Genomic DNA, 26,404 nt, shown 5'->3' on the forward strand with positions numbered 1-26,404 from the left:
ATGAGCGCCGCAGCGCGCAGCATCGACTCTCTGGCCGCGCTCAAGGCGTTCTCGCCGAGCGAGCGTGCGCTCGCCGGCGATCCGGCGGAGATCCGCGAGCTCATCGAGCTCTTGATGCCGGACGCCATTCGGGTCGCGGGCAGCGCGCTAGGAGAGCACCACCCCGATCTCGACGACGCCGTGCAGCTCGGCCTCCTCGCGGTCATCAAGCAGCTCCCGTCGTTTCGTGGTCACGGCAGCTTTCGTTATTACGCGATGCGGATCGTCCAGCGGACGGCGTATGCGTTGCGTCGCAAGAGCAAGAGGATCGTGCTCCTCGCAGAGAAGATGCGCGCGGACGACGGCGAAGAAGTCGCGGATGACGCTTCGGAGCCTGTCGATCAGAGCCTCCGCCGCGTGCTCGGCGAGCTCTTTCAGACTCTCCCGGAGGCGCAAGCGGAGACCTTCCTCTTGCGTGTCGTACTCGAGTACGACGTGGACGAGGTCGCCGCCGAGACAGGCGTACCCGTCAACACCGTGCGCAGCCGGCTAAGGCTCGCGCGCGAGGCGCTGCGCCGTCGGATCGAGGCGGACCCGCGGCTCGTCGGCCTCCTTTCGGACTCGCATCGCCTCGGTACGAAAGGACGCACGACCGATGAATGACATCGACGCCATCGTGAAGGAGGCGGAGGGAAGGATCGCGAGGAGCGGCCGCTCGGCGCTCGCGCGCGCGCGCGCCGAGGATCGGGTCTCCCGGCTCGTCGAGGCGACGGTCGCGAGCGCGGCACGACCGCCGCGGACCTCTTCGTGGCGATGGCTCGCCTCCGGAGGCGTCGCCCTCCTTGCAGGTGCTGCCCTCACGTCCGTCTTCGTGCGGACGCCGCCGGCGCCGTCCGCGCCCGCGAATACGCCGATCGCAATGCAGGCGGTGCCGTCACCGACGCCTGCCGGCGTCGATGTCGAGAGCCTGCCGAACGCGCCACCAGAGGTATCGTCGTCACTTCCGGCGCCGCGTGCATCGGCACGTCCGCATGTCGCTGCTGTCGCCTCGATCGCTCGGAGCGAGCCCTCCGCGGAGGCGCTCCCCGAACCGGCACCTTCTGCGCCCGAGAATCCCGCGACGGAGATCGAGAGCGCGTCCGAGCTGTTCGAGCGCGCGAACAACTCGCGGCGCGCGGGTGACTATGCTTCCGCCGAGAAATTGTACCGGCGCCTACTCGACGCATACCCCGGCTCGCGCGAAGCGGCGACGTCGCGGATCGTCCTTGGGCGGATACTGCTCTCGCGAAGCGAGGCCAACGCGGCGCTCGCGCTGTTCGATCGCTACCTCGCGGATACGCCGAAGGGCTCGCTGGCCGAGCAGGCGCTCGTCGGTCGCGCGCAATGCTTGCAGAGACTACAGCGACACGATGAGGAGCGCGCGGCATGGCGACTACTGCTCGAAACATTCCCGGGATCGCCGAACCGGACGGAGGCGCTCGAACGACTGCGCTGATCTGCGGCTCCCTCAGGGGATCGGCGAGTGCGTCACGCTGCGGTACACGACGCCGCTCGGCGCCGTCGCGATGACGGTCGACGTAGGCGTGGCGACACCGTCGTCGACGACGCGAAGGAGCTTGTTTCCCTCCGTCGTCGTTGCCGAGACGAAGACAAGCGGCCTCTACACCCGAATCCTCGGGCGGCGACGCTTCCCTCGGCGGCGCCTGGAATCGCGATAGTCTCGCGATGAGGCTGTCGATATACGTGCGTAGTGGCGAGAGGCTCGTTTCACCCGGGAGTCTTCGCGGCTGCGATCGCGTTCGCGTTACTGCTGACCTGGTCGACGGCCTCCGCCGATTCGTGGCGAGGGCTCGTCTTCTTCGAATGGACTCCCGCTGCCGGCGAGGAGTGCCCTTCGGAACGCGAGTTGACCGAGCAAGTCGAGGCGTCGCTTCATCGTCGCGTGTTCGCGCCGCAGGAGAACGCCGATCGGGTCGGAAAGGGACCCAACGGGTGCAAAAGGCGCCATTGGCGACGAAGTGAAGGCGCCGATTGGTCCCGTTGGCGACCGTTTGATCCCGCTCGAGGACGATTCCGGGACGATTGCAGCGACGCCAGATGACTTGTTGATCGTTGCGTTGAAGGCGGCGATCTTGGACCCCGCCACGGTCGGCGACCTTGCCATCGCGCGTCTCGCGATGGGGGTTCTCCTTCATGTTCTCGGCGTGACCAAGTGAGCTTGCCGCGTCGCTTGCTCCCAAGCCATTCGGGCAAAGAGTGCGTACACTTTCGTCATGACGATCATGACGGCGTCGCAGACAAAAGATGGAGCCGTGAAGCGTCGCCGTTTCTGGGTCCTTCTCCCGCAGCCGCTCATGGCCCGCCTTTTTTTCGCGCTGGTCGTTCCGTTCGTCGTTATCGTAGCGCCGCTTTTGCCAACCGATCTCGTGCCGTTCGCGTTCGGGTCCCTCTTCGTCGCGCTCGTTGGCCTTCAGTTTACGGCCAAGCTGGAGCTCGGTGCGGACGGTTTTTCGGTCTCTTGGTTGGGGAGGTTCAAGAGATTCGTTCCGTATACCGAGGTCTCCGCAGTGTCGCGGGAATTTCGATGGACGCAACCGAATCACCGCGTCGTCGTCGCGCGCGGCGGTGCCCCCGTCGTCTACGTTCCTGTCTGGAGCGATTGGGCGGCGGAACGGATCGAGCGAGCACTTCGCGATGCCGTCGATGCGTCACGGCGACCGTCACGGAAGCGGGCAGAGGTGCCGCCCGAGCCGAATCTGGCCGTGCTCGAACGTGGAGACCGAAGCGCCGAAGAATGGGTCGCGCACCTTCGGCGAATCGGCGATGGCGTAGCGCCACGTTTGGCCAGTCCCCCACGGGATGCGTTGTGGACTGTTGCCCAGCATCCGGATGCGCCCCCCACGCCCGGGTCGCGGCCGCTGTTGCGCTCACGGGGGCGTCCGCCACGGAAGCTGACCGCGTCCGGATTGCCGAGATCGCCGGCGACTTGGCTGCATCTTCGATTCACGACGCAACCAAGCTCTCGACGGAAGACGAAACAGTGCTGGTGAAAGCCCTCGCCGTGCTTCCCGATGCGAAACAGGGAACGCGATGAGCCGCCCGAATCGTGGGCGCCGAGGCGAAAAGGGACCTCGCGAGGACAATTCCCGGACGATTGCGACCTCGCCGCGCCGTGCGCTCTCAAGAACGCGATGAACGATGGTATCCGTTCGGCGAATCGCGTTCCTGAGTGATTGGAGATGGCCATGCGCCGCCCGGCGCAGCTCGGACAGAGGCCGCGAAGCTTGCGCCGGAAGCGCGTCTCGCGCCCGCACTGCAACTCGGTACTTTCGATGAGTTGGAGGCGACGACCAATCGCCCGGGCCACACGAGGCCGGTGACATCGGTCGGAGAGCGACGGCTCGCGAGGCCCGCGCCGCGCGGCGGCGACGATTGACGGACGGGGGCGCGCCTGCGTAAGGTCGGCTCGAACTCGAATTGTCGAGGGGGAACATGACGAAGAAAGCGAAGACGAAGCGTCCGGTTGTGCATTCCATGAACGAAGCCTCCGCGAAGGCGGCGTTCGAGAAACTGCGACCGTCGCTCGAGGCGCTGTCGCGTGAAGCGCTCACCTCGGTTCGCTTGGACGTGCAGATCGCGGCCGCCATCGCTCATTCGGTAGCGATCCGTGATCTCGCCGAGCCGCGGCGGACGCGGCTTCAGATCGTCGCCAAGTCAGGCATGTTCGACATGTCCGACTTCGAGCGGCTCGCGAACGTTGCGCTCGCCGTCTGGTACGCACGGCAGCAGCAACAGCAGACGGATGCGCTGCGCTCCGAGGCGATGGTGCCGGCCGTCACGCTCAAGGATGCGCAGACCGTGCGCGGGCGCATGCTGCGCGTGCTGGAGTACTACTTCGATGACGACGCCGACGTGGGTTCGCGCCTCGTCGCCATCCGCGCTGGCAGCGGTCTCCAAGATCTGGCCAACGATCTCGAGCAGGTCGCCGACCTCTACGAAGAAGACGACGTTCGCTCGGTGATCAGCAAGGACTCGAAGCACTGGCGAAAGGACGACGTCGCGTCGGCTCGTCGCCTGGCGCAAGCGATCTTCCGAGGCCTCGGGCTCGGAGCGAGCGGTGACGCGGCGTCGTGGGCCGACCTCACCCAGCGCGCGTGGACCGTCCTCGACGAGCTCTACGGGGAGGTCCGCGCCGCGGGGCGGTTCGTGTTCCGCAAGGACGAAGACGTCGAGGTGACCTACCCATCACTGGTCGCGGCAACGCGAAGCCCCGTGAGTCGCGGCAAGGACGAGCCCGACCCCGTGACGCCTGCCCCCGCCCCGACGCCCTAGCGCACGGCGCTGACGCCGAAGTCCGGTGAACGTCGCCGGACTTCGGCAGCGTCGTGAGTGGAGCTTCGCGAAAGTCCGCAGAGCTCGGCAGAGTCGAAAAGCGGTGCCGGTGAAGTCGCCGGACTTCGGCGCGGTCGAAAGCGGGCGCCGATGAAAGTCGCCGGACTTTCGGCGGAGTCGAAAAAGGGCACCGATAAAAGTCGCCGGACTTCGGCGGAGTCGAAAAAGGGCGCTGGCGAAAGTCGCTCGACTTCGGTGAAGTCGAAAGGGACGGTAGTGAAAGTCGCCGAACCAAAATCGACGCCATTTGCCGCAGTTGGCATGCTCAGGTGCGGCTCAATGTCAGTCGGTGCTTCGTCGACCGCCGCTCTACGTGTCCCAGACCTGACGCAACTCCCTCAACGTCTCGCGCTGATTCATGGCGGTGAGCCGGCGTCGCTGGGCGACGGTCAATCGTCTCGCCAGCTTGCTGCGACGTCGACAATAGCGCTCGATCGTACCCGTACGGCGAACACCGTCGTGACGTCGTAGCGTTTCTGCGGGAGCGTGCGTCGGGAGGTACCGATGGCGCGCGGTCAGTGGTCGGAGGTCGAAGCTCGCGGAGTTCTCGACGCGTGGCGGCGTACCGGTCTGTCGCTCCAGCGATATGCGCGCCAGCGAGGGATCGTTCCGCAGCGACTTCACTGGTGGAAGCGAAAGCTGTCGGCCGTCGAGACGGCCAACGCGGCAGAGCCGGAGCCCGTGCTGTTGCCCGTGCGGGTGAAGTCAGAGTCGCGCCGCGGCGAGCCGGTGACAGTCCTCCTCCGCACCGGCCACATGCTGAGACTCTCAGGTGGAGGCGCCGGGAATCGAAAACAGGAGGAATCCCAGCAGAAGGCGCACGTTCCGGCACGAATCTGGACGAGTGCATCGACGCCGACGAGCCGGCTCGAGCCGAAACTGGCCTGCCAAAACCGGAACCGTCGGAAGGAGTCGACACGACCGAGGACGCATTCGTTGCTCCGTCGGTAGGCGCCAGCGATGCCCGCTGCTCGGTCTCGGCCTCGGCCTCGGCCGCGTCGCTCGCTGCTGATGGCCAGGTACTGCGTCGCGATCCGATCGCTGCTCACTTTCGGTGGGGCCTGCGCGGTCGGCCATGAATCATCTGACTTGTGAGCGACCCTACCTGGAGGAGTTTAGCACCGCGCTACTCGAGATGATGGAGGCGGCGTGACGCCCTGCAATTACTCCTTCACGTGGGTGACACGGAAGCCGAACCCTTCGATGAGGGCCGCACGCAGCCGGTTTCCCCGTATGGGTATGCATGGGGCTCGTACTCCAGCCGAGCGTGGTCGGGCCGTACACGTCGAAGGCGAATCAGGTGATACTCACCGTTTCTGAACGCGTCGATCATCGACCCGAAGTCCCACGGCGTGACGAGGTTCGGGTCATCCATCCGCTTGTCCGCCGGCGTCGTTTGCCAGCGACGCAGCCAGTCGTGGCGCTCCGCCTCGGTCGGCCACCAGAAACGCGAAAGCGCGTCGTCGTCGTCGAAGAAACGTGTCCAAAACTCATCATCCCGAAAGTCGTCGTCGGCCTTTGCCTTGGCCAGGGCGCCAACGACCGCGCCGAGGCGCGCGTACGCCTCCTCGTTGTCGAACGTGAACTCGACGAAGGACATGCGCGAACCTTTTTGACGCGCCGGCGTGCGGTCATCAACGGAAACAGCACATGCGATAACGACCCCCGGAAAACGCGAAGCCCCGACAGGTCGAGTCCAAAGCGCGAGGCCGCTGCTATCCAAACGCCATCAACCGTCGCGTGCCGCGGTGTCGGTTCGATCGTCCTTGGGCGGCGTGGATGCGCGAGGAGGGGGCTGGGGAGGGAGGAAGGGGAAGCGCAGCTCCCCTTTCGAACGAGGTTCTCAGGTGGATGCGCCGGGGCTCGAATTACTACAGAGGGCAGCAACCGAAAGACGAAGCGTGGTGCGGCCTTGGCCCAGTTCACTTCGCGACATCCGCTGGCCGTCCTTCCATCCCGTTCCGCCGCGTTCCGCCTCGTTCCCTCGCGAAGGTCGAGCTTTCGGCAGCCTGACGGCGCCTGTTTCCAAGTCGCGCCGCGCGTAACGGTTGTCGCCGGTGGGACATGTGCTCCTCACGAGGGGGTTGAATGCACGATCGACAAAGTTGCGGACTTCGACCACGGCGCCGCCCGTTCGATCTCGAAAAGCGGCGTGCAAGCGAAAGACGAAGGCTTCCACGCCCACCAGGACGGCCAGTCGGCTCTCACCAGCGAGAGCGGGGGGCGTTGGCTCGTCCGCGACGACGACGTATGCTCGCCGTTTGCGTTCCCGCGGAGAACACGAAAATGTCGAAACTTCTTCTCGAACAGGTCGAAAAGCATCGGAAGGAGATCAAACACGAGGTCATCACCTATGGCCTTTCGGAGCTCATCACGATGCACAAGGCCGAGGACATCCAGATCAGTCCCGACTACCAGCGAACGTTTCGTTGGAATCGCGACCAGCAGACCCTGTTCATTGAATCCTTGATCCTGGAGATCCCGTTCCCCCCAGTGTTCTTTTACGAGAATGATGACGGGCGATGGGAGTTGCTCGACGGGCTCCAACGTCTTTCCACCATCATCAAGTTCATGGGAAGCGGGAAGGACGTCCCGGCCGATTGTCGTGGTGCGAGCAAGAACGAAGTCGACTGGCACGACGATACGCAGAACATTCTGGCGGAGCCTCTCCAGCTTCGCGAGACGGAGTACCTGTCCGAGTTAGGTGGCTTCACGTTCGTAAGGTTGCCGACGTCCCTCCAGCTCAACTTGAAGAGGGCACGCATTCAAATCTACGTCCTGAAGCGAGAGACCCACTCTTCCTACAAGTACGAGGTGTTCAAGCGATTGAACTCCGGCGGCGAGCCTCTAAGCGAGCAAGAGGTCCGAAATTGCGCCACTCGTCTGTTCGACAATAAGTTCCCCGACTTCATTCAGAAGACCTCCGAGCTGCCAACATTTCGTCAGGCAATCAAGTTGGACGACGATGAGCTTCGCGCAGCTCGCGCAGACGAACTCACGCTCCGCTTCTTCACGATGAAGAACTGGCACGACGTGTTTAAACACGACGTCGGCGAACTGCTCACCGAATTCATGAAGCATGTGGCATCGCAAAAGATCGAGTTCGACTACGATCAGGAACGCGGCCTCTTCGAGAAAACGTGGGCCGTGATAGCGGCGGCAGTCCCCAACGGGGCCATTTTTCGCCCTCGCGGAGGGGGTATGTTCTCACCGACCGTTTTTGAGCTCGTGTCGCTCGCCGTGGCCTTCAACATCGATGACGCTTTCGAGCTGGAGCCGGCGGCGCTTGCGCAAAAGCTGGACGAGCTCGTGGCGTCTGCGAAGGCGGAGGGCCTCACGGGCGCTGGAAGCAACTCTCGCAAGAAGACTCGCGGTCGCGTCGACAAGGCGCGGTCGTATCCGCTCAAATGAGTTGCGCGACCGACTTCCTCGCGGGAACTGATCCGGTGTTCAAAGAATGTACGGAGGGCATCGCTACCCTCTCGCGCATCGTCGTAGCGTGTCCTCAGGCGCTTGCGGGACAAGCGAGAGCGTCGTTAGTGCCCGCGCTCTACGCTTACTGGGAACGTTTTTTTCGGATTACCTTCGCCGAATTTCTGCGCTGCATCTCCGAGGCGAACATCCCGTTTGCAAATATCTGCAGCGCCCTGGCGCGCTTTAAGGTTCGTAAGCATGCACTTCTGCTCGATAGCTCGCATCGTGCGCGGATCCTGCACACGATCGACAATAGGAGCCTGACAGACACCAAGGCGTTTCTTCAGGAAATCCTGAATGAGATGAACGATATCGACCGTGCTTTCGGGCAACCAGTTGTCTTCTTCGATCCGAGCGCTTGGATCGAGACTGATTCCAATGTCCGCTACGAGGTCGTTGAGAAGGTCTGTCGAAACGTCGGCGTCGATCCTGAGGCCCTCAAGCAGATTCTCTCGGCCTCCAAGATCGCGCTGTATCCACGGCTCAAAGAGCTTGTGGACATGCGCAACGATATCGCGCATGGCACAACGATCGCCCCGCTCGGACAGTCGAAGTGGGACGAGCTGCAGTCGTTCGTCTCGACCCTGATGAATGCGGTACAGCTTCTACTCTACGAGACGCTTGCCAACGGTCAGCATCTCGCTCCGACCGCGTCAGTGCCGCCGTAGTCGCAGGAGCGATTCGGTGTAGCTCCGAGTGTCGAGGTACCGGCGCGATTTGCTGTTGAGCGAGGTCATTACTCGCCGTACCGGCATGCGAAACATGATCTCGGCGCTCAGCCCCATCTCGCGAGCGATGTCGGCGAAAAGCGCGGCGAGATCAAGTTCGTGCTCCTTGTAGTAAGACGATTGCAGAACGAGAAGTGCTTGTCCGCGTGCAGTCAGCGTCCGGCGAATTTCAGCAAGTGATTCGTCTGCGTCGTTGAAGTACTGAAGCAGGTTGCGAAGGTAGTAACCCTTCGACCGGTGTGAAGGATGGTCTCGAACGCTTGCCAACACGCGGCGAAGTCGGCGCGGCCAATGTTCGGGGATTTCGTCTGTTCGAGGAGACCGGATCGCAGTCGTGCCCATAAGCGCGCGCCGCAACGTCGCGAACGCCCCGGCGTCGCACCCTAGCACGGCGAGTTCCAAGCGGGTGGTGACTGCGTAGTCGATGCGCGTGCAGTACGGGGGGGAGCCCAGGATCAGGTGGACGCTTCGCGACGCTATGGGGAGCGAGCGTGCGTCTGCAAGCACAACACGCGATTTGTCAGCCAGGTCCTTCCGAGGAGGGTTCACACTCGCGTACTGCTCGGCGATGCGGACGAAGTCGCGGGAGATATCCCGCGTCGAAATGTTGATATTCGCGCCCGGCCGAGACCAGGTGGGATTTGAGACCCGCGTTCGCGGGACGAGGTCGCTGACAGCGCGTACAAGTGCAAACAGTAGGAACGCGGCGCCCGGTGGGATGGCGGTCCAGTCGGCCGGAATGTCGAACTCGCGACGTATCGCCGTTGCGATACCTTCCACGCGGCGCGCCGCGGACGTTGGCATCCATTGCTCAAGTTCGTCGATGGGGGCACTGGACGTAGCGATGCGCCGGGCGAGCGGCCGCGCAACTTCGACGGCCTTCAGCCGTTCGGGGGCAGGACAGAGCTTGGCTGCTGAAAGGACGACGGCAAATGGGTTCAGGTCGATACCGACCGCACGGTGACCTTCCTCGACCGCTGCGCAAAGCGTAGTACCGCTCCCCGCCCAAGGGTCGAGCACGAGTGAGCCGGGCCGGAGCTCCGCTTCGGCAATTGCGGCGGAGGCAAAGCGTGACGAAAATCCCGCGTAGTACGGGTACCAGGTATCGACGCCCTCATCCCGAGCCAGACGCTTCGGGTTGAGAACGAGGGGGAGCGCTTCCGTCATCGCGTGATGGCCCATTCGTATCATGGACCGGCTTCACATCGTCGGAGGTTCCCCTCGTGGCGGTGACGCCGGCCCTCGTTGTGGACAGAAGCATCGCGCTCGAGTGGTTGAGCGTCGAGCTTCGATGTGGCCTCCTCACCGTCGAACGGTTGGAGTGAAAGGGCAAAGTCACGGAGACGAAGGGCATGGAGTATCGTGTCGCCGCGATGACGCAGCGGTTCAAGAACGCTCTGGCCGCTCATCGCGATCTAAGGAAGCGCGTGCTGTACACCGACGAAGGCGGGCTCTTGTCGAAGATCGACCCATCAACGCCGTGGCGTGACATCGCGATGCGGGCGAGGGGAGAGCTCGAGAGGGGGAGGCGCAGCTCCCGCTGCCCCGCGGCGAGCGAGCGTCTCGTGGTGCCGAGCGAGGAGCGCCGGCTCAGCGCGCCGGGCGTGACATCGCGATGCGAGCGAGGGGAGAGCTCGAGAGGGGGAGGCGCAGCTCCCGCTGTACCCGCGTCGATCGAGCATCTGGTCGTGCGTAGCGAGTCCCACCGGCTGATCGCGCCACGCATGACATCGCGATGGGAGCGAGGGGAGAGCTCGAGAGGGGGAGGCGCAGCTCCCCCTCTCGAACGAGACTCTTAAGTGGAGGCGCCGGGAATCGAACCCGGGTCCGAAAATTCCGAGGCCATCTGCTTCTACGTGCGTATCTGGCCATTTGAATCGTCCCGATTTGCGCGGGCCAGCGCGCTCTCCTCGGGACTATTCACCTGTTTGATCTCGCCTTGCCCCCGGTGACCCGGGGCTCGGCCAGCCAGTTTGATGACGGTCTTCCAGAGGCACTGGCAGGCCCCTTGGTCAACCGGCTCTCAGACCTGCTAGTTAGGCAGCGAGAGCAATTGCGTTATCGTTCGCAATTGTGTTTGCCGAAAGATTTTTACGTGGTCTTTCAGCAGCCACGGCACGCAGCAAGATGGTCGAGATCTCCGTCGAAGCCGATCGCCCCCAATTGGCCGAAAGGCTAGGAGAACCTACGTCCAGGTCGGCTCCGCTGCAAGGGGGCATCGGCCAAACGACCTCGACAAAGGCCATGCGCCCCCTCTTCTTCTGCCTGTTCTCGGCGCTCGCGACGCTCCCGACCGTCGCGGTAGCGGTCGCCGCGGCAAGCCTCGGCGGCTGCTCGAGGGCAGGGGCGGGGGTCGTCGCGCCGGTCGAGCTTGCGATTGGACCGGTCGACGCGGGGGCAGAGAACGCCGACACCGGCGCGGCGCAGAAGCCCGAGAAGAAGAAGACGTGCACCGCCCAGCTCATGGCGGGCGAGATCGATACCGGGCCTGGGTGCGTGCTCGACGAGCGGATCAGCCATGGCCCCGGAAAGCTCATGTACCCCTGCGAGGGGGACGGGGCTGCGCAGGCCTCGTTCGACGATCAGGTCTACGACGGCAAGGTTGTCGGGAACGTCCTCACGCTTCGCCTGACCACCGAGCTCGACTGGGAAGACGGCTGCCGATGGCAGTCAGAGCACATGCTCGGTGGGCGCCTGATTCGCGGGGAAGCCGTCGAGGACGATCCCGTCGAGCCGCTCCAGTGGCGCTACGAAGACCGTGCCATCTCGGGACGCAACTGCTCGGGCGCGTGTCTGGCTCAGGCCGAGATCGAGGTCGTGCGCAACGTCGGCAGCGACGACTGAACACAACGCCCACGCGGGCGTCGCAAATCAATCACGGCTATCCTTGGCTCATGTTCACGGCGCCCCTCGGCGGTCGGTACGCTGTCCAGAGCGAACTTGCGAGCGGTGGCAGTGGGCGCATTTATCTGGCCGAAGACCTGAGGCTCGGTCGGCCAGTCGTGGTGAAGATCGTCGCGACGTCACTCCAAGCGTCCCTCGACGAGGCCGTGCGACGCCTCGAGCGCGAGGCCCGCGTCGCCGGAGGCATCCATCATCCGAACGTCTGCGCCGTGTCAGACTTCGGGAAGCTCGATGACGGGCGGCCCTTCCTCGTGATGGAGCACTTGACCGGCGAGTCGCTCGCCACGCGCCTTGGGCGCGAGCGTTCGCTGCCGATCGCGGTCGCGATGGACTTCGCGTACCAGATGCTCGGCGGGCTCGACGCCGCGCATCGCCGCGGGGTCATTCATCGCGACATCAAGCCGGAGAACCTGTTCCTCATCGAGATCGGGCTCGGGAGACATCTCCTCAAGGTGCTCGACTTCGGCACCGCTCAGGTGCTCGACACATCCTCGCCGTACGGCGACGAGCTCACGGACACCGATCGCGTGATGGGGACGATGGCATACATGTCGCCCGAGCAGCTGAAGGGCGTGCGCGACTTCGACGCGCGTACCGACGTGTACTCGGCCGCGGTCGTCATCTACGAGATGCTCGTCGGGACGCGACCGTTCGGTGATGTGCCGAGCGATCGTCTCGCCGAAGCGATCGCGTTCACCCGGGCTCCGTCGATCTTGCACAGACTGCCGAACCTCGCGCACCCGGTGGCACGCGCGATCGACACAGCCCTCTCCGTCGATCGAACGCGTCGTCCGGCCGACGCCGCAGCGTTCCTCGCGATGCTCGCCGCGCCGCCGTCGCCGACGAGCATCGTCGATCGATCGGTACCCGAAGCCGATCCGTTGCAGATCATTTCCGACTGGGATTTGCCCACCCATCAGAACCGCGCGCAGGATGATTGGGACCTCGTGACACTGGAGCGCGATCGTCGCGCGCTGGTGGCGTCGAACGAGGACGTGCTTTCCATCGATGTGAAGATCGACCGAGAACCGCTTCGCTAACGTCAGCGCGGCACGATCGCGAACTGCGGCTCGTTCGAGTAGTCGGGCTTGACCGGCCGCGCGGCAAACTTGGCCCACGCGGCCGCTCCCCCGGCGGCTCCCGACTGCGCAGCCATCGCCAGGGCGGGCTGCATGTTCGCCGGGTAGCCTTCCGCGGAAGACGCGTACCCCGACATCTCACCAGGCTTGGTCAGCGTGAGCGCGTCAGCCATCGCCTGGCTCTCACACGCGGTGCTTCTCACCGCGGGGTCGACGGAGGCCTCGTAGGCCTGCGCGAAGGTGGTGAACACCGGAGTGCTCGCCGAGCTACGCACGATCATCGTGTACATGCTCGCCGAGATCCAACAGAAGCCATCGGCGGACATGCGGCCGATCGGGAATTGGGACTTGAATGCGATGAGCGGCTTTGCCTTGTCGAAGCCCAACTCGAGGATATGCCCGATGGCCGACGTAAAGAAGTCGTCCTGCCAGGGCGCGATCCCCGTGTTGTTCGCATACGCGTATGCGCCGTCGGTGATGATGCCAAGAGCGTTGGAGTCGGGACCGCTTCCGTAGTGTGTGGTGTAGTAATCGATATTGTCGTTCAGACGATCGACGAAATACTGCTTCATCGGATCAGCGTCGGGGGTGAACGCCGCGGTCTCACCAAGAGCGCGCAGACCCCACGCCTGACCGCGCACCTGATCCGGGTGCAGGAGCCCCTTCTCATGATCGCGGTAACCAGGGTTTGACTGGAACAAACCGAAGTTGCTCCAGAACTGCATCTCCTCGAGATAGTAATGATCGCCGGTCAACAGATAGGGCAGGTACACGAGCGAGGGCGCGTGTGCGTAGTCGGCGCTGTAGGGGGTGCTGCAGGTCGAGCACGCCGGAAAGGCCTCGGACTTACCTGTCTTCGGGTTCACCGTATCGCCATGGTTGCCGAGCAGCGTCATGTACGGATAATCGACGAGTGAGACCGGTGTGCCTTTCTCTTGATCGCGATAGTGGATAGACCAGCTTCCGGAGCCGTCAGCCGTCATCATGGTGGCTCGCGCCGCGCCCGGATCCATCGACAGGAGGTAAAGCGTGGCCCATGCCGGCAGAAGGCCGATGTCGGGGCGCCCTCCGGTCGTGGGCATGTATTTCTCGGCCAGGCCGATCTGCATCGGATCCCACGGAGCGGCCGGTAAGGAAGCCCACTTCTCCAGCGCAGCAGCGCTCGGGACCACGGCGGGATCGTAGTTGGGGACCGCTCCGGTCTTGATGAGGTAGCGCGGATCGTGCACCACGAAGGGCTCGGGGGCACGGTTCCAGTAGTACGTTTGGCGCCAGCGGGCGTGCGCGTAATGCGGTTGGGCGGTCTTGCTGTAGACCTGCTTCCCACCGACCGTGATGGTGAGATCGTACGTATAGGCGCTGGGCGCGGGCGCGTAGGCCCAGTCGTTCTCGACGATGACATCGACACGTGCGCTACCGCCCGCGTCCATGCGTACCTGGAAGCGAGCCGCGAGCTGCGGGTGCACGTTGCCGTTCGAGTCTTTGAGCGGTGCGGCGAGCAGCGCCTCTTTGGCGAGCGGACCGTCGAGCCAGGTCGACGTAGCCACGGCGAGCAGTGGCTTGACCGACGCCGCGTACTCGGTGCCGTCGACCTTGATACGGACTTCGGCGTCGAAACCGCTGTTCGCCAACGTCGTGAGATCGAGGCCGGGAGCGCTCGCTGCCGGAGCAGCCGAAACGAGGTCGAGGTCGAAACGTCCCCCCGCCGCGACCGTCGGCAGCTTCGCAGTGATGACCGCGTGACGAAGCGATCCATCGGCGTAGGTCGCCTTCTTGTCGACCTGCAGTGCAACGCCGTTCCCGTCCTTGTCACGCCCCGCGAGCGTGACCCCGGCTGGCACGTCGCCAGCGGCGAACGCGTGGCCGAAACCAACGATCACGTTGCTGCCGCCGCTGCCCGAGTCGACGAAGGTCACACGCGCGAGCGTCGAGCCTATGGGGGCGGGTATGGATCCATCGGGCGAGGGGGCGGAGCCATCGAGCGAGTCGTCCGGTGATAAACGATTCGCGGTACCGGGGGCGTCGTCGCTCGAGCAAGCGCTAACGGCCAGTAGTGCCCCGGCAAGCAAACAAAGCCCGAAACTTCGACGCCGTACATGCTTGGTGAGGTCGCCTGTCATTCGTGTATCCTATGTTCGTATTCGCCAGATGGGGGCAGCCGAGTGTCATGGCGACGGGCGTATCGCCCACACTCCGCGATCGGCGTTGTTGACGCCAAACAGAAGTCCGAGCGACGGGATGTAGCCGCACTTGGAGTGGATGCCGCCGCCGTTGGTAGCCGACGTCACGGGCTTGACCCCCGTGGTCGCGATTTGGGTCCAGACGTCGGCGTCCGGATCCCAAGACCAGATGCGCTCGCGTCGGAAAGGGCGTCGGCGGCGTGATCGGGAGCTCCGTCGCTGCTCTCATCGAGCGCGTCCGACCCCGCGCCCGACCTCGCGTCAGTCGTGCTGCATGCCGCGGCGGCGAGTACGGCGCAGAGCACATACCCATGACCAAGAAGAGATCGCATTAAGCAATCCGCCGCACTGCACGCATCGCGCCAGCTCCACACGCCGAACCAGCGCGCGCGTTTCAGGAGCTGTGAGGCAAGCTACATCGATTCACGAGTGGCATCGTTTTCGATGCGGATGCGGCGCGTCTTTGCGAGACGAGCTGCGAGCCGGGGTACTCGGTTCACGAAACGCGATTGCTCGAATTGAGATCACACTTCTCAAATTGAGAAGTTGAGATGAGGTGCCTTGGAGATGTCCGGATGAAGTGTTGGTCTCACGCCGTGAGATCTGAGAAGCTGGCGCGATGCATTTGCGGTGGCTGGTGTTCGGTCTGCCAGCACTCATGGTGGCGAGCGCTTGCAGCTTCCGCTCACTCGAGACGCTCACGGCGGGGAACGACGACGCGTCCATTCGAGTTGGTCGTACCGACGCCGAGGATGCGGCTCGAGATGGTGGTGTCGACGCTGAGGACGCGCGGGACGGAGGCGACGGAGGGCCGGTCGCGTGCGCGAACTCACCGTCGAAAACATGCGCCGCCGTCGGCATGTGCTGTCCCGCCGCGACGCCCTTTTGCCGCTTGAACATCGATCTGCCGAACAAGACATTCGCCGTGTCGTGCGCCGCGCAGGCCGATAAGCGCCAAATCGGTGATGAGTGCGATCCCACGGCCGGTCAGTGCGCCGACGGGCTCTCGTGCGGGCTCGTTTATTCGACGAGCGTAACGTACACCTGCGTTCCTCTCTGCTCGAGCGACGCGGACTGCGCTCCGTGCGCCGAAGGGCAATGCAGCTACGACACGAAAGCGGGTGGGGTCTGCTCGCATCCACTCGCGAAGAACTCCACGGTCAAACAATGCGGTGCTTGCGACCCGATGGCCCCGGGGAACGCGTGCGGTGCGGACTATTGCCTTCCGCAGGACCTCACAGGGCCACCGAGTTGCGGGCGAGGTGGCGGGTCCGACATGAGCTGTCACTGGACTGCGGATTGTCCGTCAGGGAGGTATTGCGTGTGTGCAAGCGGGTTTGGTAACGCCTGCGGCTACTCGCCAACGGCAGGTTCGTGCATGGCGGGCTGTTACATTTACGACGTTGGAAAGCCGTGTCCGACGGGCGGCACCTGTACCGCCATTCCTGGGAGCGCGAACTACGCTGTTTGCAAATAACGTTGTATTCGAAGCGCGTCGCAGCGGCCGCGGGGCAATGCAAGCGTCCCTTCCAATCGAAGCCTCCCCATAGGGGCTCCGATCCCGAAGCGCCAAGACGAAGACCGAAAGCTCACCCGCGAGCTACCATTCGTAAGATCGAGTCGAGCGAGCGACACCGTGAGGTTGGTCGACTCACGCCGAGGAGCTTGGCGAACAGCGTTCCGCCGGCCCCCGCGACGCGTATCGGGCACACCATCATTTGCAAATGGCGTAGTTCGCGCCCCCAGCAATTGCGGTGCACGTCCCGCCGGTCGGACACGGCTTTCCCACGTCGTAGATGTAACAGCCCTTCATGCACGAACCAGCCGTCGGCGCGTACCCGCACGCGTTACCAAACCCGCTCCCACATATGCAATATTGCCCCGCCGGACAATCCGCGGTCCAGTGACAGCCCGTGTCGAAGCCGCCTCGCCCGCAACTCGGTGGCCCTGTGAGGTCCTGCGGAAGGCAATAATCGGCACCGCACGCGTTCCCCGGCGCCATCGGGTCGCAAGCACCGCATTGTTTGACCGTGGAGTTCTTCGCGAGCGGATGCGAACAGAACCCACCCGCTTTCGTGTCGTAGCTGCATCGCCCTTCGGCGCACGGGGCGCAGTCCGCGTCGCTCGTGCAGAGGGGAACGCACGTGTACATCACGCTGGTCGAATAAACGAGCCCGCACGAGAGCCCATCGGCGCACTGACCGGCGATCGGATCACACTCCTCCCCGATCTGGCGCACATCGGCCTGTGCAGCGCACGACACGGCGAACGTCTTGTTCGGTAGATCGATGTTCAAGCGGCAAAAGGGCGTCGCGTCGGGACAGCACATGCCAACGGCGGTGCATGTTTTCGAAGGCGAGCTCGCGCATGCGACCGCGTCGGGGCTCGGGGCGAGCGATCCATCCGGCGTCCCGTCTGGTGCCCCATCTGCCGTAGCGTCGCCGCCCGCGGTCGACGAGCGCGGGTCGAGATCGTGGTCCTCGAGGCCGAGGACGAGACCGCAGCCGGCGACGACCGAGAGCATCGCGACGACGGCAAGCCTAGAAGCGCATGACCGCATCGAGCCCGCCTCCTTCCCTTCCGACGGACGGCACGAGACGCAAACTCGTCCGGGGCGCGTCGAGTGGCTCCGTGAGTAGAAGGTAGGCCGCCACACCGCCTGCAAGGATGCCCGCACCGAAGCCGATGGTGGAGAAAAGTGCCGAGCGCCTCGCCGCATCATGGCCATCGAGCCCTTCGCTCGTGGGGCACGTCCGCGTGGGACACAGTGTGTTCGCGTCGCTCTCCTCGGACGCCGCGCGCAGGCCGAAGAACGTCCCCACGCCGAGTCCCACCCCCGCCGCCCCGACCAGTACCCATCCCAGCGTTCGACGGGACTTGGCCGGTACCCGGGCGGCCGCGGTATCCGGCGGATTGCGCGGGGTGGCGGCAGCCGATCCAGCAACGGGTGGGGAGGCCTCGATCGGCTTGTCCTCGAGGGCCGGGATCTCGACGGTGAGGAGCTTATGTCCTCGCTCGATCGTCACCTTCCGTGACCACGGCGTCTTCGACGCGGCACGCGCCGTGAGCACGTGCTCGCCTGGATCGATCGGGATATCCGAACCGAGCGTGCCTTCGGTCAGCGGTGTATCGTCGAGCTTCACGTCCTGGCCGGGAACAGGATGGCTCACGACGATACGAATCGTCGGCAGCTCCGCCTCCAAGGCCTGCGCGTGCGTTCGGGCGAGCTTTTCGCGATCCGGTTGTCGGGTGCGCTCGGCGATGCGAGAGGCTTCGGTAAACTCGATCCACGCGGTCGCCGTCTTCCCTTCGAGCTCGTGACACGTGGCGAGGTGAAGGAGCGTTCCGAGCTTCGGCTCCAGCCGATGACTCTCGGCAAACTTCACGCAAGCTTCGGAGATCTTGCCTTGCGCAGCGAGCTGCTTCGCTTCCCGGAAGATCGCCTCGGCCGCTGCACGCTCTCTCGCCGACGGCTCCGCCGCGGCCGCACTCGACATCGCGAGTGTTGCGAGCATCACCAACGTGAGGAGACCCCTCGAACGACGCCGCTGGAAGAAATCCGCGCAGGTCATTCCCGTCCTCCCAGATTGTCGAAGGCGGACGGGCCCCGCGCCTTCGTCGGCCTTCCGCTGGAAGGAGGCGGCTTGGTGCGCACGCGCGCGCTCGGCACGGGGTCGCTCGATGTGCCGGCGACGGCGACCGAGTTGGCGGGAGACGTCGAGACGGCGGAGCTGCCGGTGGCAAAGGAGGTGAGTTCGCCGCTCGCAGAAGGCGTCGGCTTGCTGGTGTCGACGACGGTCGCCGCCCTCGAAGGCGAATGTGCGGTTTGCACGTTTCGAGTGGCCGAGACGAGTGCGCCGGCGGCTCCGAGGAGGACAAGGAGCGCGACGCCGACCAACGCGGCGGTCCTCGACGGGCGAGAGCGTCTCGTCTCCGGTGCCGATGCCCGCGTGTCGAGCGCCGTCTCGAGCTGCGTGTCGTCCTCGGTAGCGGACGGTGGCGTGACCGCCGCCTCGCGCGACGTCTGAGACGGGGTGATCTCGTTGAGCGCGTCGTGGACGTTGATCCCAAGACTGCTTCCCGCTTCGATCTGCGCCACGTGACGAGCTCTGTCCGCCAGCGTGGCGGCAGAGATGTTCGTTAGCCAGGCTCCGACCTCCGCAGCCGAAGCGATCGGGCCGCACGCTTCGATCGCAAGCGCCATCGCTTGCGCGGATGAATACCTGTTGGCTGGGGCGCGCTCGAGCCCGCGCATCACGGCCGCCTCCAGAGCAGCTGGAATACTGGGAGCGAAGGTGCTGGGAGGCTTCACCTCGTCGTGCAAGATGCTTGCGATGATGCCCCCGTCGGTCTCTGCCCGGAAGAGTCGGCGCCCAGTCAGCATCTCCCACGTCACGACTGCCGCCGCGTAGATGTCTGCCCTCGCGTCGAGTTTGCCATCGGAGAGCTGCTCTGGCGGCATGTACGGGAGCTTGCCCTTCACCCTCCCTTCCCGTGTGTGCGTGAGCCGTGTCGTCGCCTTGGCGATCCCGAAGTCGAGCACGCGCGCCATCCCGTCGGCGCCGACGAGGATGTTTTGTGGGGAGACGTCGCGATGCACGATCTCGAGCCCGACGCCGCGCTCATCCGTCGCCGTGTGTGCTGCGTGAAGACCTTGCAGAACGCCGGATGCGATGCTCGCGACGATGTGCGGTGGGATGCGCTCGCGGGTTTGTGACAACTGCTTCATGAGAGCGGACAGCGACTCTCCATGAATCCATTCCATGACGAGGAAGAGCTCGCCTTCAGCGGCCACGACGTCCACCGTCGCCGCGACGTTGGGGTGCCGGATGCGCGCCGCGAGGCGTGCCTCGTCGAGGAACCCGGTGACGAACTCGGGATCGCGCGCGAAGTGCGAGTGGAGCCGCTTGATGGCGACGGTGCGCGAAAAGCCGACCGGCCCGAGGAGACGACCGTAGTGAACGGTTGCCACGCCGCCGCTGGCGATCTCTCCGTAGAGGGCGTACCGGCCGATATGACGCGTGCCAACTCCCGCGAACATCCCCTTAACCTATATCTTTTACATCGGCAGACGTGTCGCGCGAAGAATTCTCGAGTGGCCGACTCGGACGCGGGCTCATCGACGCCTGTCGCGTACGAGAGTGAGAGCGGGCTGCTCCTTCGAGCATGTAGGTACGTCCACCAGCAACGCTCGATGATGCATGGTTCCTGCCGTGCGAGGGCGGACGTCCAGGATCCTCGTGGGGGCCGCACGCGACGACGACGAGCGACCTTGCGTGGTAGAACGAAGCCATGAACTCCGACGAGCAGAAGACCGACAGCGTCCGTCCGCTCGCCCCGAGCGGAAGGAGGCTCGTCGCCAGCCTCGACGGAAAGCTCGTCTTCATCGATCTCCCGAGCCGGGGCCGGCTCGTGCTCGGGCGTGGCAGTTACGCGGACATCGTCCTCGATCACTCGTCCATCTCTCGCCGGCACTTGGCGATCGATCTCTCGGAGCAGTCGGTTACCATCGAGGATCTCGGCAGCGCGAACGGCACCTCGCTCGCGGGCAAGAAGCTCGGGAAGGGGGTACCCGGCGCATTTCCGGCTGGCGCGGCGCTCGAGGTCGGTTCGGTGCTCCTGACGCTCCAGGACGCGCGCGCGATGGCGGTCGCGTCGATGGCGAGCGAGGAGGCGGTCGTCGAGGACCCTGCGATGCGCGAGGCGCACGAGACTGTGCGTGTGGCTGCGGGCAGCTCGCTCAGCGTGCTGCTGCTCGGGGAGACCGGTGTTGGCAAGGAGCTGTTCGCGCGCCGCATCCACGATCTCTCGCCGCGTCGTGACCAGTCGCTCATTCGCGTGAACTGCGCGGCGCTCGTCGAGTCGCTCCTCGAGGCCGAGCTCTTCGGCTACGAGCGCGGTGCGTTCACCGGAGCGACACAGGCCAAGCCTGGGCTGCTCGAGGCCGCGTCGGGAGGCACGCTGTTCTTCGACGAGGTTGGTGAGCTCCCGCTGCCGACGCAGGCGAAGCTTCTCCGCGTGCTCGAGAGTGGCGAAGTGACGCGTGTTGGCGCGCTCAGGCCGCGCAAGGTCGACGTTCGCTTCGTCAGCGCGACGCACCGCGAGCTCCGCGCGCGCGTCGCGTCCGGCGCGTTCCGTGAGGACCTGTTCTTCCGGCTCGACGGCGTGTCGATCCGCATCCCACCCCTGCGGGACCGCGCGTCCGAGATCCTACCGCTCGCGCAGCGGTTCATTGCGATCGCGTCCGCGGCGGCGAACCGTCCTGCCCCGTCGCTCTCCGACGCCGCGATGGCTGCGCTGGTCGCGCACACGTGGAGCGGCAACGTTCGCGAGCTCAAGAACGTCATCCAGCGGAGCGTGCTCTTCTGCAAGACGCCTCGCCTCGAGGCGAGTGACCTTCGCTTCGACGCGATGGTGTCGGCGGGCGGCGGCGGCGGAGCGCCAACGGTCGCGGCGTCGACAGCGCGGGCGGGAGGGGCCGAGATCGAGGGGCTCTCGCCCGAGAGGCTTGCTCGTCGCCAACGGGTGCTCGAGGCGCTCGAGTCCACGCTGCACAACCAGACGCGCGCGGCGGAGCTGCTCGGCATCTCGCGACGCACGTTGCAGAGCTGGATGATCGATCTGCGGATCCCACGGCCGCGGACGGCTTCTCGCTGACGTTCACGTCGAGGAGGGGGCGGTGCGCTGCACCTCCCGGAGCCTGAACGTAGAGCTCCTGCGCGTCTCCGGGAATGAATCTCATGCGGGCTCGTCGTTACTTCTACAAGGGCGAGCGCGCCCGTAAGGCCTGCTGCTTGCAGTGTCGAGCCTGCGAACCTGAAGGCCAACGACGTTCGCGCGAGCGCGATTGGCGAGATACGAAGAAGAGTCAGGAGAACTTGCCTATGGCTGCTGATTCGAACCACAAGCGTCTCGATGCGCCTCCTCTGGTCGAGCCGCGTCCGATCGATATGGGGATCCCCCTGAATCCGGCGATTCGAGCGGTGCGCAAGCAGGCCCACCGAACCGACGACGCGGATGCGTTCGTGCCGGACCCTTCGGAGGGAAGCCACATCGGGCCCGATGACGCGGAGTCGTTCGCGGAGGAGTTCATCGCCACTGCGACGACAGGTGAGTACATCGACATGGACGCCCAAGACGAGGTCTCCGACGAGGAAGACGGAGGGCCGTATCTGGAGCTGGACTCGGAAGCTGACCGTGACGTCCTCGACGTGATCGAGCCGGAAACTGGGGGTCCCGAGTCGTCGGCTCTGTCACCAGCCGTTCGCCGCCTCCTTCGATAAGCGCCGCGCGCGCCACGAGCGCGGCTCGGAACCGACCTCGCACCTTCACGCTTTGCGCGACGCGCCGTCGACGCTCGAACTCGACCTCAGGAACTTCCGCGAACCGGCGGTCCCTGGCATCCTGAATGGGCGCGTATGCAAGGCCCGCCGAAGCCGAAAAACACGCCCGACGATCTCGCGGAAGTCGAGCGCGCGCTGTCCGTGCTGAAGGGGAGACACCCCGAGCACGAACGCGCGCGTCGAGAAGACGAAGAGGCGCGTAGTCGGCGTCGTGCATCGATGGATGCAGCTGCGAACGTCGAAAGCAAACGTCGTTCGTCGCGCGTGCTCGTGATGGGCGTCGTCACCGTCACCGTTCTCGCCGCAGCGGGCGTCGTGAGTATGCTCGTCGTGCGCGAGATCGCTCGCGGTGGTCGTGTCGAGAAGGCCATCGCTCCGTATCGCGCGATGGGGTTCGAGGTCGTCGAGACGTCGAGCCGTTCCAAGCCCGGCATGCTCGATCTCCAGGCGCCGCAAGGTTGCTTGCTTGCGGTGTCGTCGAACGACAAGCCGATCAAGGTCGAACGCGTTGCCGGCACCACCGAAGGCGCAGGGCCGGTTCTCTTCTGCATGTGCGAGAGCGAACGTGTTGCCGTCTCCACCGATCCCGGTGACGGCGGCCTGGCGCTGCTCTCCATCGATGCGGCGAGCCTCGGCGGTTCACGCGCCTTCGCGTTTTCGCCGCTCACGTCGGGCACCAAGCTCGTGACCGATCAGGCGTGCGCCGAGACGTCGCTCGACGCGTGGATCGACGCGAAGAAGTTCCCGGTCAAACCGGCCGACGACAAATGGCTCACGGCCAAACCCGCGCGTGCGCCACTCGCTCGAAGTGGATTCAAGGTCGTCGCCACCGTCCCGCCCGCCGCGCCGTTCGCCGTGGTCGACCTGGCGAAGGAGTCGTGCCTCCTCGCCGTCGCGGACGAAGGCGCAACGAAGCTCGCGCTTCGCGGGCACGGTGGAACGGCCTTGGCCTCGTCCGGGCTGGAGGGCGTTGCCTACTGCACCGCGGGCGAGGTCACGGTCAGCGTCGAGCGCGAAGGCCAGGGCGAAGTGACTATCCTCTCGGCACCGGCGACGCGCGTTGGCGGCACCGAAGGCCTCGAGGAGCTTGCTCACGAAGTGGGGCTCAAGGCGTTGGCCAGTGCTCCTCCCGCCGACCTCGCGTGGAATGCCAAGCAGCTGCTCGTCGCGAGCGCGGTGCCCGAGGCGCTCGTCACGACGACGTCTGCGCCCGACGTTGTCGACAGCGCCGAAGCGCGCGTGTTTTCGCTCTCCTTCAAGACGCCCGGCGCCATCGCTCCCGAGGCTGGCGAAGACGTCTTCTCGTATTGCGAACCCACGCTCGGCCCGAACGTGCTCGAGTCGCTCTGCCTCTTCTCGGGTCCTTCGAAATGGCGCATTTCGGGCCCCGAAGCGGTCGGCGGGATTGCGCGCTCGAAGCTGCCCTTCTGGCTTCTCGCGATGCAGGGCGTGAACGATCCCGTGGCGCTCAAGGAGGAGACGCAGCTCTTCGCACTGGCGCGTCACCTCAAGTACGAGGGGTTCGAGCCCACCACCCTCGAGGCTCTCACCGAGCTGCCCAACGGCGTCGAGATCCTCGGTCGCGCCGGCGAAGACGCGGTGGTCGCCGTCAGTGTCGCGCCCGAAGCGCCGTACGTCATCCCGCTGACCGACGGCGCGGCATGGGCGACCGACGGTCCGCCGCGCATCGTGCCGCTCGCGCCGCTCGCCAAGGTCACGCTCACGACCGGGAAGAAATCCCTGCCCTCGAAGAACGTTCGCCGTACTGTGGTGTTCCGTCGTCAGAAGAAGTGAAGTGATCTGACGCGCACAGAGCTCCGCATGAGTACCCCCGACGTTCCCGTTCGTTTTGCCGACTTCCAGCGCATCGTCTTTTTCACCGGCGCCGGCCTGTCGGCCGAGAGCGGGATTCCGACGTATCGCGGCAAAGGCGGAATCTGGACCGAATACAACTACGAGGATTACGCCTGCCAGCGCGCGTTCGAGCGCAACCCGAACAAGGTTTGGGACTTCCACGACAAGCGCCGCGGGTTCGTCGCCGAGCGTGAGCCCAACCAAGGGCACAGCATCATCGCCGAGCTCCAGCGCTCCCATCCCGATACCGCCGTCATCACGCAGAACATCGATGGCCTCCACGGGCTCGCCGTCGGCGATACGGAGCCGAAGCATCCCATCGTGGAGCTCCACGGAAGCCTCTGGCGCGTGCGCTGCGACGCCGAAGGAACGGTTCGTCCCGATCGCTCGGTTCCGATGTCACCACGCACGTGCTCGTGCGGCGCGTACTTCCGGCCCGACATCGTCTGGTTCGAAGACATGCTCGATTCCCGGAACATTGCCCGCGCCCACGAGCTGCTCCAGCGATGCGATCTGCTCGTGAGCGTCGGCACCTCCGGCGTGGTCTATCCGGCCGCCGACATGCCGCGCATCGCCATGAGCCGAGGCGCGGTGACGGTCGAGATCAATCTGGAAGACACCCCGGTAAGCTCCTCGTACCAGCATCGCCTTCGTGGCAAGGCGAGCGACATCCTCGCCGCGATGAGCATCTGACGATCGTGCACCCCAACGTCATCGACGATCCGCAGGCGATTACCGATCTCCTGGCAAAGACCAAGCGCATTGCCGTGCTCGGCATCAAAACCGAGCAGGCGGCGGGACAGCCTGCGTTCACCGTGCCCGAGTACCTGGCAGGCGTGGGGTACGACGTGGAGCCGGTGCCGGTCTATTACCCCGATGCCACCGAGATTCTCGGTCGCAAGGTCTATCGGTCACTCGTCGAAGTGTCGCGCGCGGTCGGCCCCATCGACATGGTCGACGTGTTCCGACGCCCGCAAGATCTCGACGCGCACCTCGACGACATCCTCGCGGCCAAGCCGAAGAGCGTGTGGCTGCAGCTCGGCATCCAAAAGGACTCGTTCGCCGAGACCCTGGCCGAGGCCGGCATCACCGTCGTGCAGAATCGGTGCTTGCTGGTCGAGGTGCAGATGCGTCGTCGGGGGCTTTGAGCGGCGAAACATAGCCGCTCGTCCAGTTGCCTTCGAAGAACCGTTCGAGCGACGTCGGTAGTGCGCCGCCGTCGGCGATGATTCCGACGTTCCGCGTGCGATCGAAGTAGTCGCCTTCCCAGTTGCTCGTGCCCACCCAGCCGTGGGCGCCGTCGACGATCATGTACTTGGCGTGCGCCACGCGTGCGAACGGGATCTCTCCGCCCGAGAACGGTGGGATCACGATGGCGCGAACGTCGACGTTCTTCACGTGCGCGAGATCGTCGAGCGCCTTGCGGCCGTCGCTTCCCGGCTTGATCGACCACTCCGAAACGAGCAATCGCACGTGCACGCCGCGTGAAGCTGCGCGCCGGAGGGCGTCGTCGAGCGTGGTGAAGGCTTCGCCGCTCCGGCTCTTCGCCTTGTAGGTGAGCACCTGCACGTCGATCGACTGCTTGGCGCCGTCGAGAAGTGCGACGAGCTTCGGGAGGTCCCACTCCGTTTCGCTCGGCAGCCATCCCTTGGGACTCGCCACCAAGGTGAGCCGTTCACCGTGCTCCGCGATCACGCCGTCGGCGAGCGCATGCTGCCGAACGCGCGTCTCGCGCGGGCTTCCACCGGCGAGCTCCCAATCGGTGTCGAGGACGTCGAGCAGCGCGCCTGCGATTTCCTTCGAGCGAACCCGTACGCCCATCTCCTGGATGTGCGTCAAGGCGCGCCAGTCGAAGTTCTGACTGCCGACGAACGACTCCTCGCCATCGACCACGAAGTACTTCGCATGGAGGATTCCTCCCGCGAGCTTGCCGTAGTCGATGGTTCGAACCGCGATCCCTTCGCGCTCGAAGCGGGCCAGTACCTGCGGATACTTCGAGAGGAACGACGCGTCGGCGAGGAAGCGGACCTTCACGCCGCGCTTGGTCGCGCGAAGCGTGGCGTCGATCACGGCGGTCAGCCGACTCGAGGCGAGGTCTTTGCCTTCGGCTTCGCTCGCGTAGAACTCGGCAAAATCGAGGGTGCGCTTGGCCCCGTCGATCATCGCCACCCAGGTGTCTGCGGCGTTCGGAACGTCGGGCCGATCGAGCGTGGTCTCGAGAGGGGCCGACTCGACGAGCTGGATCGAAGCCGCCGACACCTCTCGTGCCGTGGCTTCGCGTGCCGCGCTCGCGGGCGGTGACGCGGCTTGTCGTGCGCCTCCGCATCCGTTCATCGAAGCTACGATTGCCGCGAAAAACGCGGCTCGCGATGCACTCGTCCACGAACGGTTCACGCCTCGGAGCGCTTTCACGGCGCACACTGTAGCCGTCACGCGGGTGTCTCGAAACCGTATCGTCACCCATCCTTGGC

General features: G+C 65.1%; 23 protein-coding genes and 1 other RNA gene. 15 read left to right on the forward strand and 9 right to left on the reverse strand.

What is annotated here, in order from left to right:
- The 5 genes from AKJ09_RS23395 (at position 1) to tnpA (ending at position 5,322) form a co-directional block, all read left to right on the forward strand.
- Entirely contained in the window at positions 1-642 is a 642-nt protein-coding gene (locus AKJ09_RS23395) for an RNA polymerase sigma factor (protein ID WP_146649429.1), read from the forward strand.
- Complete coding sequence (locus tag AKJ09_RS23400) at positions 635-1,474, forward strand: tetratricopeptide repeat protein (protein WP_146649430.1); 840 nt, start codon at positions 635-637, stop codon at positions 1,472-1,474. Before AKJ09_RS23395 ends, AKJ09_RS23400 begins: the two co-directional genes overlap by 8 nt.
- A 523-nt stretch (positions 1,475-1,997) precedes the next feature.
- Positions 1,998-2,195 (forward strand): hypothetical protein, encoded by a 198-nt coding sequence (locus AKJ09_RS53205; protein WP_169927787.1) that lies wholly within the window; start codon positions 1,998-2,000, stop codon positions 2,193-2,195.
- A gap of 1,318 nt (positions 2,196-3,513) precedes the next feature.
- A complete protein-coding gene (locus AKJ09_RS23405; protein ID WP_146649431.1) occupies positions 3,514-4,311 on the forward strand; it encodes a hypothetical protein in 798 nt (265 codons plus the stop codon).
- 564 nt (positions 4,312-4,875) lie between these two features.
- The gene (gene tnpA / locus AKJ09_RS56225) at positions 4,876-5,322 is read left to right on the forward strand and encodes an IS66 family insertion sequence element accessory protein TnpA (RefSeq protein WP_420814256.1); all 447 of its coding nucleotides are present in this window, start codon (positions 4,876-4,878) and stop codon (positions 5,320-5,322) included.
- Positions 5,323-5,542: 220 nt separating this feature from the next.
- Here the strand turns inward: tnpA and AKJ09_RS23410 are convergent, their stop codons facing one another.
- Positions 5,543-6,094: a hypothetical protein gene (locus tag AKJ09_RS23410; RefSeq protein ID WP_146649432.1), complete on the reverse strand. Its 552-nt coding sequence runs from the start codon at positions 6,092-6,094 to the stop codon at positions 5,543-5,545.
- Between the two features lie 653 nt (positions 6,095-6,747).
- On the opposite strand from AKJ09_RS23410, the gene AKJ09_RS23415 reads away from it, so the two are divergent.
- The gene (locus AKJ09_RS23415; protein ID WP_169927788.1) at positions 6,748-7,782 is read left to right on the forward strand and encodes a GmrSD restriction endonuclease domain-containing protein; all 1,035 of its coding nucleotides are present in this window, start codon (positions 6,748-6,750) and stop codon (positions 7,780-7,782) included.
- The gene (locus AKJ09_RS23420) at positions 7,779-8,513 is read left to right on the forward strand and encodes an MAE_28990/MAE_18760 family HEPN-like nuclease (RefSeq protein WP_146649434.1); all 735 of its coding nucleotides are present in this window, start codon (positions 7,779-7,781) and stop codon (positions 8,511-8,513) included. Before AKJ09_RS23415 ends, AKJ09_RS23420 begins: the two co-directional genes overlap by 4 nt.
- Here AKJ09_RS23420 and AKJ09_RS23425 read toward each other — a convergent pair.
- Positions 8,499-9,740, reverse strand: coding sequence for a DNA methyltransferase (locus AKJ09_RS23425; RefSeq protein WP_169927789.1), 1,242 nt, complete (start codon positions 9,738-9,740; stop codon positions 8,499-8,501). The two genes, AKJ09_RS23420 and AKJ09_RS23425, sit on opposite strands and share 15 nt — an antisense overlap.
- Positions 9,741-10,370: 630 nt before the next feature.
- Positions 10,371-10,734: a transfer-messenger RNA gene (ssrA, locus tag AKJ09_RS23430) on the reverse strand.
- Between the two features lie 83 nt (positions 10,735-10,817).
- On the opposite strand from ssrA, the gene AKJ09_RS53210 reads away from it, so the two are divergent.
- Together AKJ09_RS53210 and AKJ09_RS23435 are read left to right on the forward strand one after the other, a co-directional pair.
- Positions 10,818-11,417 carry a hypothetical protein gene (locus AKJ09_RS53210; RefSeq protein WP_169927790.1) on the forward strand — a complete coding sequence of 200 codons (600 nt, stop codon included), beginning with the start codon at positions 10,818-10,820 and terminating at the stop codon, positions 11,415-11,417.
- 50 nt (positions 11,418-11,467) lie between these two features.
- On the forward strand, positions 11,468-12,517 hold the full coding sequence (locus AKJ09_RS23435; RefSeq protein WP_169927791.1) for a serine/threonine-protein kinase: 1,050 nt from the start codon (positions 11,468-11,470) through the stop codon (positions 12,515-12,517).
- A 2-nt stretch (positions 12,518-12,519) separates the two neighbouring features.
- On the opposite strand, the gene AKJ09_RS23440 is transcribed toward AKJ09_RS23435, so the two are convergent.
- Both AKJ09_RS23440 and AKJ09_RS55625 read right to left on the reverse strand, forming a co-directional pair.
- Positions 12,520-14,472 (reverse strand): hypothetical protein, encoded by a 1,953-nt coding sequence (locus AKJ09_RS23440; RefSeq protein ID WP_205633785.1) that lies wholly within the window; start codon positions 14,470-14,472, stop codon positions 12,520-12,522.
- Between the two features lie 249 nt (positions 14,473-14,721).
- Complete coding sequence (locus AKJ09_RS55625) at positions 14,722-14,844, reverse strand: hypothetical protein (protein ID WP_275936643.1); 123 nt, start codon at positions 14,842-14,844, stop codon at positions 14,722-14,724.
- A gap of 511 nt (positions 14,845-15,355) precedes the next feature.
- On the opposite strand from AKJ09_RS55625, the gene AKJ09_RS23445 reads away from it, so the two are divergent.
- Positions 15,356-16,213 (forward strand): hypothetical protein, encoded by an 858-nt coding sequence (locus AKJ09_RS23445; protein WP_146649437.1) that lies wholly within the window; start codon positions 15,356-15,358, stop codon positions 16,211-16,213.
- 237 nt (positions 16,214-16,450) lie between these two features.
- On the opposite strand, the gene AKJ09_RS23450 is transcribed toward AKJ09_RS23445, so the two are convergent.
- The 3 genes from AKJ09_RS23450 to AKJ09_RS23460 are packed head-to-tail and all read right to left on the reverse strand — an operon-like array spanning position 16,451 to position 19,777.
- Positions 16,451-17,260 (reverse strand): hypothetical protein, encoded by an 810-nt coding sequence (locus AKJ09_RS23450; RefSeq protein ID WP_146649438.1) that lies wholly within the window; start codon positions 17,258-17,260, stop codon positions 16,451-16,453.
- A gap of 16 nt (positions 17,261-17,276) precedes the next feature.
- Positions 17,277-18,308 (reverse strand): hypothetical protein, encoded by a 1,032-nt coding sequence (locus AKJ09_RS23455; protein ID WP_146649439.1) that lies wholly within the window; start codon positions 18,306-18,308, stop codon positions 17,277-17,279.
- Positions 18,305-19,777: a serine/threonine-protein kinase gene (locus AKJ09_RS23460; protein ID WP_146649440.1), complete on the reverse strand. Its 1,473-nt coding sequence runs from the start codon at positions 19,775-19,777 to the stop codon at positions 18,305-18,307. Before AKJ09_RS23460 ends, AKJ09_RS23455 begins: the two co-directional genes overlap by 4 nt.
- A 251-nt stretch (positions 19,778-20,028) precedes the next feature.
- Between AKJ09_RS23460 and AKJ09_RS23465 the strand changes: the two genes are divergently transcribed.
- The 5 genes from AKJ09_RS23465 (at position 20,029) to AKJ09_RS23485 (ending at position 25,081) form a co-directional block, all read left to right on the forward strand.
- Positions 20,029-21,393 (forward strand): sigma 54-interacting transcriptional regulator, encoded by a 1,365-nt coding sequence (locus AKJ09_RS23465; RefSeq protein WP_146649441.1) that lies wholly within the window; start codon positions 20,029-20,031, stop codon positions 21,391-21,393.
- Positions 21,394-21,476: 83 nt separating this feature from the next.
- On the forward strand, positions 21,477-22,019 hold the full coding sequence (locus AKJ09_RS23470) for a hypothetical protein (protein ID WP_146649442.1): 543 nt from the start codon (positions 21,477-21,479) through the stop codon (positions 22,017-22,019).
- A gap of 135 nt (positions 22,020-22,154) precedes the next feature.
- On the forward strand, positions 22,155-23,873 hold the full coding sequence (locus tag AKJ09_RS23475; protein WP_146649443.1) for a hypothetical protein: 1,719 nt from the start codon (positions 22,155-22,157) through the stop codon (positions 23,871-23,873).
- Between the two features lie 27 nt (positions 23,874-23,900).
- Entirely contained in the window at positions 23,901-24,626 is a 726-nt protein-coding gene (locus AKJ09_RS54975; protein ID WP_146649444.1) for an SIR2 family NAD-dependent protein deacylase, read from the forward strand.
- Positions 24,627-24,631: 5 nt separating this feature from the next.
- Positions 24,632-25,081: a CoA-binding protein gene (locus AKJ09_RS23485; protein ID WP_240488566.1), complete on the forward strand. Its 450-nt coding sequence runs from the start codon at positions 24,632-24,634 to the stop codon at positions 25,079-25,081.
- On the opposite strand, the gene AKJ09_RS23490 is transcribed toward AKJ09_RS23485, so the two are convergent.
- Positions 25,020-26,345: a phospholipase D-like domain-containing protein gene (locus AKJ09_RS23490; RefSeq protein WP_146649445.1), complete on the reverse strand. Its 1,326-nt coding sequence runs from the start codon at positions 26,343-26,345 to the stop codon at positions 25,020-25,022. The genes AKJ09_RS23485 and AKJ09_RS23490 overlap by 62 nt on opposite strands.
- Positions 26,346-26,404 lie beyond the last annotated feature (59 nt).

The sequence above is a fragment of the Labilithrix luteola genome, from assembly GCF_001263205.1.
In the GTDB taxonomy this organism is placed as follows: Bacteria; Myxococcota_A; Polyangia; order Polyangiales; family Polyangiaceae; genus Labilithrix; species Labilithrix luteola.